The organism is Pseudochryseolinea flava, assembly GCF_003286915.1.
Taxonomy (GTDB): Bacteria; Bacteroidota; Bacteroidia; order Cytophagales; family Cyclobacteriaceae; genus Ohtaekwangia; species Ohtaekwangia flava.
On the sequence record NZ_QMFY01000009.1, the window covers coordinates 169,755 to 182,022 of the forward strand.

The 12,268-nt window shown below is 42.8% G+C and carries 13 protein-coding genes; 10 read left to right on the forward strand and 3 right to left on the reverse strand.

The features are described 5' to 3' along the window. Window positions 1-13: 13 nt before the first annotated feature. Window positions 14-970, reverse strand: coding sequence for a ligand-gated ion channel (locus DQQ10_RS17510; RefSeq protein WP_112748187.1), 957 nt, complete (start codon window positions 968-970; stop codon window positions 14-16). Window positions 971-1,076: 106 nt separating this feature from the next. Here DQQ10_RS17510 and DQQ10_RS17515 point away from each other — a divergent pair, with 106 nt between their 5' ends. After that, window positions 1,077-1,493, forward strand: coding sequence for a cytochrome B (locus tag DQQ10_RS17515; RefSeq protein WP_133259688.1), 417 nt, complete (start codon window positions 1,077-1,079; stop codon window positions 1,491-1,493). 96 nt (window positions 1,494-1,589) lie between these two features. Further along, the gene (locus DQQ10_RS17520; protein ID WP_112748189.1) at window positions 1,590-3,356 is read left to right on the forward strand and encodes an OmpA family protein; all 1,767 of its coding nucleotides are present in this window, start codon (window positions 1,590-1,592) and stop codon (window positions 3,354-3,356) included. Window positions 3,357-3,728: 372 nt separating this feature from the next. Here DQQ10_RS17520 and DQQ10_RS17525 read toward each other — a convergent pair whose 3' ends face one another. Then, complete coding sequence (locus DQQ10_RS17525) at window positions 3,729-4,235, reverse strand: SLOG cluster 4 domain-containing protein (RefSeq protein WP_112748190.1); 507 nt, start codon at window positions 4,233-4,235, stop codon at window positions 3,729-3,731. 73 nt (window positions 4,236-4,308) lie between these two features. Next, window positions 4,309-4,713, reverse strand: a complete 405-nt coding sequence (locus DQQ10_RS17530; protein ID WP_112748191.1) for a putative signal transducing protein — start codon at window positions 4,711-4,713, stop codon at window positions 4,309-4,311. Window positions 4,714-4,725: 12 nt separating this feature from the next. Between DQQ10_RS17530 and DQQ10_RS17535 the strand changes: the two genes are divergently transcribed. The 8 genes from DQQ10_RS17535 (at window position 4,726) to DQQ10_RS17570 (ending at window position 12,172) form a co-directional block, all read left to right on the forward strand. After that, complete coding sequence (locus DQQ10_RS17535; protein WP_112748192.1) at window positions 4,726-7,527, forward strand: VWA domain-containing protein; 2,802 nt, start codon at window positions 4,726-4,728, stop codon at window positions 7,525-7,527. A 180-nt stretch (window positions 7,528-7,707) separates the two neighbouring features. Then, window positions 7,708-8,220, forward strand: coding sequence for an RNA polymerase sigma factor (locus DQQ10_RS17540; protein WP_112748193.1), 513 nt, complete (start codon window positions 7,708-7,710; stop codon window positions 8,218-8,220). Beyond that, window positions 8,210-8,713: a hypothetical protein gene (locus DQQ10_RS17545; RefSeq protein ID WP_112748194.1), complete on the forward strand. Its 504-nt coding sequence runs from the start codon at window positions 8,210-8,212 to the stop codon at window positions 8,711-8,713. The genes DQQ10_RS17540 and DQQ10_RS17545 overlap by 11 nt, the downstream gene beginning before the upstream one ends. Before the next feature lie 68 nt (window positions 8,714-8,781). Next, window positions 8,782-9,303, forward strand: coding sequence for a DUF4252 domain-containing protein (locus tag DQQ10_RS17550; RefSeq protein WP_112748195.1), 522 nt, complete (start codon window positions 8,782-8,784; stop codon window positions 9,301-9,303). A 102-nt stretch (window positions 9,304-9,405) separates the two neighbouring features. Continuing rightward, window positions 9,406-9,888: a DUF4252 domain-containing protein gene (locus DQQ10_RS17555; protein ID WP_165823987.1), complete on the forward strand. Its 483-nt coding sequence runs from the start codon at window positions 9,406-9,408 to the stop codon at window positions 9,886-9,888. 6 nt (window positions 9,889-9,894) lie between these two features. Beyond that, a complete protein-coding gene (locus tag DQQ10_RS17560; protein WP_112748197.1) occupies window positions 9,895-10,416 on the forward strand; it encodes a DUF4252 domain-containing protein in 522 nt (173 codons plus the stop codon). A gap of 50 nt (window positions 10,417-10,466) precedes the next feature. Next, on the forward strand, window positions 10,467-11,360 hold the full coding sequence (locus DQQ10_RS17565; RefSeq protein WP_112748198.1) for an ABC transporter ATP-binding protein: 894 nt from the start codon (window positions 10,467-10,469) through the stop codon (window positions 11,358-11,360). A 2-nt stretch (window positions 11,361-11,362) separates the two neighbouring features. Further along, window positions 11,363-12,172, forward strand: a complete 810-nt coding sequence (locus DQQ10_RS17570) for a hypothetical protein (protein WP_112748199.1) — start codon at window positions 11,363-11,365, stop codon at window positions 12,170-12,172. The last annotated feature ends 96 nt before the right edge of the window (window positions 12,173-12,268 follow it).

Sequence of the window (12,268 nt, forward strand, 5' to 3'; positions counted from 1 at the left end):
TTGATGAAGGTGGTTAGTTCAGCGCCAAAAGGATTGCGATCAGATTGGCACTGACGTATGCGGCGATTACAAAACGCGAACCGATGCTGTTCACCCGTTCCGATTGCTGGATCTTTCCTGCGTCGTGAAGCTTCAGCGATAGCGCCGAAACAACGAGCGTGATAAATACAGCAAAAAATGTGAAGGTATGCAACGTGTCAACCAACGTGAATGCCGACGACTCGGGTAGTAGAGAATCGATGATGTACTTGTTACCGACTGCTGCAAACAAACCACCGACGGGTAATCCGAACCGTGGTTCTAACTCTGAAGGATGTGGTGTGAAGCTCACCATGGCAATCAGAAATGCGATGTACATGCCGATGAAGATTTTTAAAAACAATCCCCATGCATCACGTTCTAAGTCCATTTCAATGTTGAATGTTGAAAATACTTGCGCCGGATTGGAGGCGTCGCCAAAGCCCGTCTCGTAGTCATTCTCTTTGTTGATCACTTGAAAGTGGGTGATGTTCCAACCATCGATGGCTTCTTTTTCATCGAAGCGACTGCCTTTCACATCAGGCACAAAGATGAGATGTTTGTTGTCGAACAAAGTGTTTTCAATTTGAACACGCAGATGTTGTGAATCGAATGGGAAATCTTTCACGTCCCAACTTTCTTTCATCGTGCATTTCATCTTCATGATTGTCCAAGCCTTTCCATCAATGCTATCGTTGATGATTTCGGGTGGCTCAATTTCTTTTGCGTTGGGAATATCGAGTTGTTTTGAAAAATCAAAATCCGGATTGTCGTAGACAAACCAAAGCCAAAAGCGGATGGTGTATTCCTTATCGTGAAAGTTGATATCGTGAACGCTGATGATGTAAGCGCCGACTTTTACAGTATCCGGTACGTTGTTTTTTGTACTGTCTTGCGCAAAGGCAGTTGTTGTGGCCAGCAGCAGGACAAACAGGGCAAGGGTTCTTTTCATGACGAATAAGCGATCAAAAATATCACTTTTGTCCAAACCAAAGAAGCGCTCAAAGGTTCGGAACTTTGGGAAAGCTATGCTAATTTTAAATCTAAATTTACTCACCATGTATATCGGTCTATTGCATACGCATTCCTCGGTACGTTATCTTGTACTTATCATGTTACTTATCGTGATTGGAAAATCACTGCTAGGGCTTGTGTCAAAAAAACCTTTTGAAAAGATAGACAATGTCTTCAGTCTGATCCTTCTGATCGTAACGCACATTCAATTTCTGGTAGGGTTAATTCTTTATTTTGTCAGCCCACGCGCTGGAAGCGAAAGGTACTTTAAATTCGAACACGCTTTCGGGATGCTTTTAGCGGTAATCTTAATTACGGTAGCCAGAACAACATCGAAGAAAATGACTGACGATTCTTCTAAATTCAAGAGACTTACTTACCTAAATGTTTTGGCATTGGTCGTGATTTTGGGAACGCTACTGATGGGACACCTTAAGATTATTGGCAATACGAACATGTGAGGTGTCAAAACCTTCGCTCAAACCGGGTAAGTCCCGGTTTTTTTGTTTCGCTTCGTTACTTGTTTAGTTTAACTTTACCCAGTTAAAAGTATAGTTATGAAAACCCCGCTTTTATTTTTTGCCGGATTGTTGCTGTCGGTAACCGTTATTGCACAAACCACCGCCTCGCTGCAACGCTACGAACTTGTGAAAATGGACAAAACGGTTAACACCTTCCACCACGAAGCGGCACCGGTTATTTCTCCCGATGGAAATACCCTTTATTTTTTCGTGCAAGACCATCCTGAAAACTCGCAGGGAAAAGACGACACCCAAGACATTTGGATGTCGAAGAAAGATGCGAATGGCACCTGGTCGCCAGCGGAGCATTTAAGAAATCCATATAACATTCATCGTTCCAATCAAGTATTCACCGTGTTGCCCGATGGAAGCCTTTTTATAAAAGGTGGACGAACAAAGGGAGAAAAAGGATTTTCTCTCGTCACCGGTGGTTCACTGCGCGAACTCGATGTGAAAGACTTTAAGTCGATGAACAAGGGACGGTTTTACGGCGCAAGCATGTCGGGAGATATGAAGCATATGCTGATTTACTTCAGCGAAAAAGAAAATAGCCCTGACAGCGATCTTTATGCAAGCCACGTACAGCCGAATGGTTCATGGTCGCGTCCGGAGAAAATGAAACTCAGCTCGACAACAGATGATGTAGGACCGTTTATCGGACCTGATCAAAAAACGCTGTATTTCGCCAGTGCACGTCAGGCTCCTGGTCGTCAAGGCGGTACCGATATTTACAAAACCACACGGTTGGATGATACTTGGATGAACTGGTCAGTGCCTGAAAACCTAGGTAAGCCGATCAATACCAGCGCGCTCGATTATTATTTTACCATCGATGCGCAGGGAAATGTTTTTACGAGTCGCGCGAATAAGGCGATGGAAGGCGCACAACTCGACCTCTACATGTTGGTGCCCAAAACATTTAAAGTTAACCTGACCGGTGTTGTGTTGAATGAAAAAGATCAGCAGCCGTTGGTTGCTGAGGTAGAAATTGCTGTTAAAGACAAAGAGCCGTCTAAGTTAAAAACCAATACGACCGGAAAATTTGAATCGAAGCTCGTCGAAACACCATCGATTGCCATCAGCGCCAAATCAGAGGGATTCCAGCCGAAAAGTCAAAATATCACGGTACCCCTACTGGTACGCGATACAACGATCTATGTTGAATTACTATTGAAGCCTGTGCCAAAGAAACTCATTCTCGCGGGTAGTGTATTCGACAAGAAAACAGATCAGCTCATTCCTGGTGCTAAACTTGATATCACGGTGCGCGGCGATAAAAAAACAGCTTTTAAATTGGTGGCCGAAAAAGGTGGCTTTGAGCGCGAGATTCCAAAGATTGGAAGATACATCATTACAGCTTCTGCGGAAGGGTATCTGAATACCACGGATAGCGTAGAAGTGGAGAGCTTGGAAAATACACCTGTTGTGAAAGATGTTTATCTGACGCCAATCGAAGTGGGTGTTACAGTACGTTTGAAGAATATCTATTTTGATTTTGATAAAACGACATTGAAGAAAGAATCCTTTACAGAGTTGAACAAGGTGGTGGATTTCCTCAAACAAAATGAATCTGTAGAAATTGAGATCGCTGGTCATACTGACAACAAAGGTTCAGATGATTACAACGCAAATCTTTCGCAAGGCCGCTCACAATCTGTTGTTGATTATCTGATCAGTCAAGGGATTGACAGCAACCGCTTATCTGCGCACGGCTATGGTGAATCAAAACCAATCGATACAAACGATACGGATGCCGGACGTGCCAATAATAGACGCGTAGAATTTACCGTGTTGAAGAAATAGTGATCCGTTATCCGTTATTGATGAACGGGTGTCGCGAGAATAATAAAGAGTCATCTTTTGATAAGGTGGCTCTTTTTTTTGTGTGATATTATCTGAGCTATTTGGGTGCTGCATTAAATAGTCGCATTTGCGTTAGCGATGGCAGCGTCACCCCGGACCCCAGTTCTCGGGGGAGGAGTATAGCGGACAGCGCGGCCCGCCGCGGCGGGAAACGCCCAGAACGTTAAATTGTAAAGGAGCTATCACCACGACATTGGCATGCGGTGAAAAATCCGATAACGTTCTCGATAATTAATTATAAGAAGATAGGATGTCGTTCAATCGCAAGACCAAACGACTTGGTGCTTGAGGCAGGAAACGCGCAACGCTTACTTATGCGCGCTGGTGCACCGCTAAGTAATCTTTAATCTGATGAACCACTTCCTCTACTGTTTTCGCAACCATCACACGGTAAGTGCCGATGTTTTTGAAAAAGCGAATAGTGATTTCATCTTGATTGAGTAGGATTACTTTTTTGTTTGATTTGATCGCGAGTGCAACTTCAGAAGCTGTACCGGCCGCCATACCAAGCACGACGATGATGTTACTGGAGAGTACATTGATATAGTTTCGACCACTACCCATACCAGTAACAATTCTGATCTGTGCATTCTCAGATGCATTGTGATCATTGCTGTCGGGTAGAATACCGATTGTAAGACCATTGCCTTCACGCGCGCCTTTCATGGCAGCGTCCATTACGCCGAAGCTGCGTCCGCCTGTTAGCGTAACCCAACCGTTTTTGGCAATAGCGAAACCGAGGTCGAAAGCCATTTCGTTGTCTTCCGGTGAAGCATTTTCACCAGGCCCCATAACACCCACAAGAATTTTTGGAAACATAACTAGAGAGATGAATGCCAAAGTTAACTGAGAACGTCCCGAGTAACAAGTTTTCAAATGCGATTAAATACTTTTAGTCGAATTCCTGCTCACAGTCTAGGCATCGATAAACTTTTTTTTGCGGGATGAACACGCCAAAGAAAAGCACACCCAACGCAGAGAGAGCTTTGTCATAGAAACGTTTCGGGAAATCACGCTCGAGTCTAGACGAATGGCAACCAGGGCAACTCATAAACGAGCCATCATCTTTTTGCATCGCGGCTTCGCGTAGCACATGATCGGCTTGTTCAATATCTTTATGGAAAATATGCAGTCGTACCTTGATTGCCAGGAGGTGAGTACCGGGATAGAGGTTGGCCAAATTTTCTTCCGTCAAGAAACACGGAATGCCGTAAGCGTCAAGTTTGGTCTTGCAAATATTGGCGCCTATTGCATCATCGAATTCGCGTATGACCACTATCTTTTCAGCTTCTTCCATAACCTCAAAAACATGAATAATTTATCAATATTTCGCGCCATTTCACAGAGACGCTTTGAGGAATGCAAAAGTTTTGCGCCAGCTCACACATTGCACACGTTATTGCTCGCCATGCTTGTCTTTCTTGCTTTGTCCGCACAGGCGCAAGTCATCACGCCCCTACAACAAAAAGCACTCAATGCGCATGTCGACTACGCTAATCAGTCCGCCGATGAAATGACCGCCGTAGTGAAAAGTATCATCGATTATTATCCATCACTGAAACAAAAACGCTCATGGGGACCACCACGGTATACATGCCCGGTGCAACTGGAAGAATACTATGCAAAGACAGCATTAGCACTTCAGAAAAATATTCCTGCAACATCGTTAGCCAAAATTCAGCCTGCAATGCGTGCGCTACAAGACGCTGCTGCAAAAATTGATGAGCAATGTAAAGCGCTTGACACGTATCATAAACTAGAAGATTATAAGCAAGACAACTTTGCAAAGGCCTTAACCATAATCGAAAACATTCCGCCACTATTGAAAAGTTACAAAGAAAAGCAGCGGGCATTGAACACTGCACTTGAAGATGCTTACAAAAAACTAAATGCTGGTGCGCCTCAAGGTGTTTATGCAAAGTCTGATGCGGCCATTCGAAGACAAGTACAAGCGGAAAGAAATCTAATTGACCAATGGACATTCAACATCGCACGGGAAGTGCATACGGGATGGCCAGTCGAGAAATTGGAAGCGAGCATTATGCAAACAGATCAAGCGCTTGTTTCACTGAAGTCAAGCACACCGGCGTTGAAATATCCAGCGTCGAGCATGTGGACGTCCTTTCAAGGATCGTTGTCCGATATTCTCGAAGAAAAACGTCGAGGGCTTGATCAATACACATACGAGGCAAAAAAATCGGACGAGTATAGTAATAGGGTGTACATGGACTTGATCAATTACTTCAATGGTGGTGTACTGACAAACTATAATACATTTTTGCAGTTTTCTGAAGGCAATGGATACCACGGATTGAAAGCCATTAAATACTTTCCATTGTATGAAATCAGAACGCAATCTCAAGTTGAAAATATTTCAGTGAAACCGTTTGAAGATATTCCACACCATGCGGTTTCATTTCCGCCAGCTAAAACGGCCATCACAACCAATGCCTTCATTGTGCTGACAGAATACATTGAATTTTTAAATGAAACTTGGCGACAAGTAAATCATTTGCAATTGATCGTTGGAAACTTTAGTTCGAGTGCAGCATATTATAAGAATATAGATGACTACAGTCGTCATGGGGCCATGCAATTTGATTTTAAAGGACTTGAAATTCCCTTGTCTTCATATCAAAAAGTTGTGGTAGATAGCAAAGTTCTTCCGCCATTGGCATCCAAAACTTTTAATGATCAGGCTACGGTTATATTGAATATATTAAAAGAGATGAACGAACAGTGTGCGTCATTGGCGGTCGATGTGAAGGAACGTAAATATGAACAAGACCGTCTTGGGAATACTTATAAGGTTCTTGAGCGCATGGCCAAGCTTTTTTCTACATGGGATGAACGCAAGGAAGTTTTATATATTGATCTTCGCGCGTATTTCGATAGCCACCCCGTTGCAGCGCCTACAGACAACTGGTATATTTCTGGAAAGGCGCTTTTGAATTTGACAGACCTAGACCGTGAACAACTATTCAAAGCAAAAGCATATTACTTGGGAAATGCCAACGTTGTAATCTCAACGGAGAAAATTGACGCTACGCTTCGCGACGTTATCGCCAATGAATACACGAACATGAAGGGAATAGAGAAGATCGGAAGGAACAATGGAAATTGCCCTTATACGCCTTATGAAGATTTACCTAAAAATTCAAAAACACTTAGCGAACATTTGCAAAAGCTAAAACCGGCGAAGGAAGGATTTTATGATCATCCGTACCACAGCATGGTTTACATGTATAATGAGATTGCTGATGATTACAACAAGTTTTGTGACTTGTCTAAAACCATTCCGCATTTAAAAGTGGTGAAGCAACCGGAGTTGTTTCAATTGGCTTCACCTAAAGAGAAAATGGGTGAGCAAAAAAAGCCGGCAGCGCAACCTAATATTAGTGTGAAGGCTGCAGAAGCGCCAGCATCGGTAACAGCGCAGTCAAATCGAGGGAGTGGTACGCCGCCGCCGGCAAGTCAATCGATTAAAGTTGTACACGACACTGTCTACATCGAGCGTCGTGATACGGTTACAATTTACGCTGGTGACGAGAATCTTCGTTCGATGGAAGGTTACGCGACTAATAATTTGGTTTTGCTTTTAGACGTTTCAGGTTCCATGAATACACCTGAAAAATTTCCAGTGCTGAAGAAGTCGGTGCTTGATTTGATTTCCATGATGCGCGCGGAAGATCAGGTTTCAATCATCACGTTTTCGAGTAAACCGAAAGTGATGTTGGATGCCATTTCATTTAAGGAGGAGGAGAAAATTAAAAAAGCGATAGAAAGTTTGAAGTCGTCGGGGAAAACGGACGGCGACGCAGGGATTTCATTAGCATATAAGGTTGCAGATGAGCATTATGTTCGCGGTGGTAACAACCGGATCATTCTGGCCACTGATGGCGAATTTGTATTGAATGACGCTACGTTGTCACTCATTCAGAAATTTTCGACACAGGACATCTACCTCTCCATTTTTAATTTTGGCAAAGGTATGGGGTCATCGAAGAACCTTGAGAAGCTTGCCCACCTCGGAAAGGGAAACTATGAATATATCGCCAAGGAAAATGTAGATGTGAAGCTAATCCGCGAAGTGAAAGCGAAACGGAAATAGTTATCGGTTGTCAGTTATCAGTGTATCAGTTTTGAAACTTTGAACTTTTAACTTTAAACTTTTAAAACTTTCCGCTTTAAGCTTTCTGCTTTCCGCTTTAGCCTCTGTTTTTTAAAATAATTTTACAATTCCACTGTAACATCGCTCCAATGCCGGCGTCTTGTTATTGAATTTCAACGGATGAATCAGGAAGCATTTCAAAACCGGGTTTTGCCAGCTAAAAACAAGCTTTTTCGCTTTGCTCTCAAGTTTTTGGGGAACGAAGAGGAGGCGAAAGACGTGGTACAGGAGGTATTTATTCGGGTTTGGAACGGTCGCGATCAGATGCACGAGGTTCAGAATTGGGAGGCCTGGTGTATGCGCATCACCAGAAACCTGTCGCTGGACAGAATTCGATCGCTAACCCGCAAGCAAACGCAGCCTATTGAATCGTCGTTTGATGTTCGCCAAGAAACTTTAACACCGCACGAGTCAACGGAAGCACATGAAGACATGCAACGCATAACACAGTTTATCGCCGCATTGCCTGAAAAGCAACGCCAGATTATACACCTTCGCGACGTGGAGGGGTATAGTTACAACGAGATTTGTGAAATTATGGAGCTGGACATGAACCAGGTGAAAGTAAATCTGTTTCGCGCCAGAAACGCTGTACGGGAAAAGTTAACTAAGATCAATGCTTATGGACTCTAAAAAAATTGAAGAACTCTTAAACAAATACTGGAACTGCGAAACTTCCTTAGAAGAAGAGCAGCAGTTGAAGGAGTATTTCAAATCGGGCGAGATTCCAGAACAATTGAAAGACACCGCTGCCTTATTCCAATATTTTGACGTGAGCAAAAAAAAATCGCTAAACGATATTGGCTTTGATAACTCCATACTGAACAGCGTAGCGCCGAAGAAAGGAAAAATCGTAAAGCTTGTATACAACTCCATGCGCATCGCTGCAGGCATAGCCGTACTCGTAGCCGCCGTATGGTTTGTACGTCAAGAACTTCGTAAAAGCGATCCCCCAAGCGCAACGGTCGAAGATACTTACGATGATCCAAAACTCGCTTTCGAAGAAACTAAAAAAGCATTGATGATGATCTCCAAAAGTTTCGGAAAAGCAGAGGAACAAGCGCGCAAGTTGAACATGTTTAACGAAGCGCAAGAAGGAATTAACAAGACACCTGAAAAAAAGTAACCTCAAGATACTGCCCCCCAAGCAGTCGTACTTCAAATAAAAATTAGAAAAGCATAAACATTCTGTATATGAAAAAGATAGTAGTAGTAGCGATGTTGATGATTGTGACGACTGGCTTACAAGCGCAAGACGCGATCTCGAAGTTCTTTACCAAATATCAAGCGGATGAGTCTTTCACGCAAGTGACGATCTCTTCAAAAATGTTCGGATTATTCACCAACATGGAAGCCGATACAAAAGAAGACAAAGAAGTGCTCGACGCCATCAGCAAGTTGAAAGGATTGAGAATACTCGTTAAAGAAAACACATCCGATGCACGCGCCTTGTATAAAGAAGCCTTCGCGTTGATCCCGATGAAAGAATTTGAAGAGTTGATGGCTGTTCGCGACAAGGACAAAGACATGAAGTTCTACATCAAAGAAAGTGGCGGAAAGATTTCAGAACTTGTGATGGTGATGGGCGGAACGAAAGACTTTATGATCATGAGCTTGTTCGGGGAAATAGACCTTCGTCAAGTGTCGCGCATAGGCAAAAAAATGGATGTGAAGGGGCTTGAAAACCTCGAAAAAATAAAAGACAAGACCAATTAATACTGGTTCAAGAAAGTTATGCTGTTTTCAGCATAACTTTTTTATTTCATGCAACGAGCGGCCCAAAACTTGCATCTAGTGATTAACCAAAATTATATCACCATGAAATCAAAACTACTCTCTCTCTTATTGTTGACAATCTCGTTGTCCGCCGCTGCCCAAAGCGATAGCTTCATCACACTGAAGAATAAATTCCAGGGTGGCGACAATGTAGTTTCTGTCAAAGCAGGCAGTTTTCTTGTAAAAACTGTGTTGCTTCTCACCGATGACGGCGACTGGGAAGATGATTTCGGAAAAGTAAAAAGCGTGCGTCTCATTAATATTCCGCAAGCAGAATTCAAAAGAAAGAACGTCACAACAAAAGGCTTCAAAAAGATCTTAGCGAAAGACAAATTCGAGGAGCTTGTGAGTACCTATAATGAAGGTGAACGCCTCACCATTTTTCAACGTGATGGCAAAAACGGTGACTTGTACTTCATGATTATCGAAAATGGTCATGATGTGACAGCACTTGAGATTAGAGGCGAACTATATCCGGAGAAGATCGTAGAAGATCATAGTAAACGTAAATCAAAGACAACCTAATATTTTATGCGATACCCCATCATGTTTATGCTTGTAGCCGTGAGTTTTTTCACGGTAGCGCAAACAAAGACCACTGAAGCTTTAGATAAAAAATATAGCTCGCGAACATTCTTCCTTTATCACAATACACTTCGTATGGTGAATCAAAGTGAGAATGCTGCCTTCGATGAACTAATTAAGGATATTGAGAAAATGAAGGTTGTGTGGGTAAATAAGAAGGAAAAGAATTTTACCAACGATAACTTCAAGAAGCTCATTAGCGATTACAGATCCGAATCATTTGAGGAGATCATGAACAGTCGCCATGAAGGCAGAAACTTTAATGTTCTCATGAAGGAGAAGAATGGAAAAACACTCGGCATGTTAGCCATTGTGAATGATACAGAAAGTGTATACGTGTTGGACATCGTCGGAAGCATTGCGTTGAATAATGTGATGGAACTTTTTAAAACACTCGACTCAAGCGCAGATATCGGTGAGAGAATAAAAACAATTGCAAATAAATCCGAGAAGAAAGCTGAACAGTGATGTAATTCAATTGGAAGTCGTTCGACTAGTAATCATAAATCAGCAATACTTTGGAAAATGTTCTTTCAATCCGAGCGCTCACGAAAACATTCGGAAAACTTCGTGCGGTCAATAGCTTGAATTTAGAAGTAAAGGCGGGACAAGTTTTTGGAATGCTTGGCCCGAATGGTAGTGGAAAGACGACCACTTTAGGAATGCTCATGGGCGTTGTTAACCCAACGGAAGGAGCATTTTCTTGGTTCGGTGAGCCTCCATCCCATGACGTGCGGAAGAAAATCGGCGCAGTCCTCGAACATCCTATCTTCTATCCATACTTGAGCGGACAGAAGAATCTTGAGTTAAACGCCATGGTCAAGCAGTGTCCAACAGAGAACATTGCAAGAGTGTTGGATATCGTAGAGCTCACGGAGCGTCGCAATGATCGCTATAAAACATATTCATTGGGGATGAAGCAACGACTCGCAATAGCCTCAGCGTTGCTTAACGATCCGACGGTATTGATACTTGATGAACCAACGAATGGTCTCGATCCGATGGGAATCGCGGATATCCGTAGGCTGATCAAAAAAATTGCCGAAAGTGGTAAGACGATAATTTTAGCGAGCCATTTGTTAGATGAAGTTCAGAAGGTATGTACACATTTTGCAGTGTTGAAGCGTGGTAACTTGGTGCACGTCGGGCCCGTAGATGACGTTGGCAATGGCGCCGAGGTAGTGGAGGTGAAAGCATCTATAGCGAATCTCAACGAAATTCTAATGACCTTTCCAGGAACATCGACAATCAATCATGAGAATGGTAGTTGTCATGTAACGCTTCGAACAGGTTTCCATAGTGTTGACGTCAATCGATTTTTGTTTGAGAATGGCATTGTTGCCTCGCATCTTCAAACACAGAAGAGAAGTCTTGAAAAAATGTTTATTGAAATCCTTTCTGAATCTCACTAGTCATGCTGCTACATCTCCTGAAAATAGAACTTAAGAAAATGACCAACTACCGCACATTCTGGGTAGTAGGTGGTCTTTATTTTTTGACACTTGGTGTTGGCGCGGCAAGTGGAATGGAATTTCTAAAATTGCTGGCCCGTACCATTGAAGGATTTGGTCAGGAAATCAACATCAACAGAATTCCGCTTTATCATTTTCCTGACGTATGGCTCAACCTGATTTGGGTTGGTGGATTCTTGAAGATCGTGCTAGCAATTATGATTGTAATCTCGGTCACCAACGAGTTTACTTATCGTACTGCGAGGCAAAATATCATCGACGGGTTAAGCCGACAGCAATTTCTTGTAACAAAGATTTTGGCAAACGTGATGTATAGCGCTATCAGCGTGGTGATGCTCTTTGTGATCGGATTAATAACAGGATTGATCTATAGCCCTGTTGTGAGTTTAGAGTTGATTGTAACCGACCTTGAGTTCTTCTTTGCATATTTCCTGGAGGTATTTTTCTTCTTGTCGTATGCGTTGATGCTGGGTATACTCGTTCAACGGTCTGGGCTCACAATTATCTTAGTGCTATTGACACAGACGATAGAGTTGATCATCACCGAAAATCTCCGCGACCATGTGCCCGATTGGTTGATCACGATCTTTCCGATGAAGTCAATATGGTACCTCATTGATATTCCCTTTCCACGGTATGCGTTCATGGAAATTAGAGACTATCTCACCTTCACGACTATCGCCATTGTACTCGTTTGGACGTTCCTTTTCAATTATTTTGCGTACCTGAAACTCAAACGATCAGACATCTAAATAGCACTTCCCAGCTTCGTTCCCACGGGGCTGGGCTAGCATTCACCAGAGCTGACGCTAGCATCAGTTATTTTCCGCAATCGTTATAGTGGATGA

Coding starts and splice junctions, on each gene's coding strand:
- DQQ10_RS17510 (WP_112748187.1), bottom strand. CDS start 970: ATGAAAAGAACCCTTGCCCTGTTTGTCCTGCTGCTGGCCACAACAACT.
- DQQ10_RS17515 (WP_133259688.1), top strand. CDS start 1,077: ATGTATATCGGTCTATTGCATACGCATTCCTCGGTACGTTATCTTGTA.
- DQQ10_RS17520 (WP_112748189.1), top strand. CDS start 1,590: ATGAAAACCCCGCTTTTATTTTTTGCCGGATTGTTGCTGTCGGTAACC.
- DQQ10_RS17525 (WP_112748190.1), bottom strand. CDS start 4,235: ATGTTTCCAAAAATTCTTGTGGGTGTTATGGGGCCTGGTGAAAATGCT.
- DQQ10_RS17530 (WP_112748191.1), bottom strand. CDS start 4,713: ATGGAAGAAGCTGAAAAGATAGTGGTCATACGCGAATTCGATGATGCA.
- DQQ10_RS17535 (WP_112748192.1), top strand. CDS start 4,726: ATGAATAATTTATCAATATTTCGCGCCATTTCACAGAGACGCTTTGAG.
- DQQ10_RS17540 (WP_112748193.1), top strand. CDS start 7,708: ATGAATCAGGAAGCATTTCAAAACCGGGTTTTGCCAGCTAAAAACAAG.
- DQQ10_RS17545 (WP_112748194.1), top strand. CDS start 8,210: ATGGACTCTAAAAAAATTGAAGAACTCTTAAACAAATACTGGAACTGC.
- DQQ10_RS17550 (WP_112748195.1), top strand. CDS start 8,782: ATGAAAAAGATAGTAGTAGTAGCGATGTTGATGATTGTGACGACTGGC.
- DQQ10_RS17555 (WP_165823987.1), top strand. CDS start 9,406: ATGAAATCAAAACTACTCTCTCTCTTATTGTTGACAATCTCGTTGTCC.
- DQQ10_RS17560 (WP_112748197.1), top strand. CDS start 9,895: ATGCGATACCCCATCATGTTTATGCTTGTAGCCGTGAGTTTTTTCACG.
- DQQ10_RS17570 (WP_112748199.1), top strand. CDS start 11,363: ATGCTGCTACATCTCCTGAAAATAGAACTTAAGAAAATGACCAACTAC.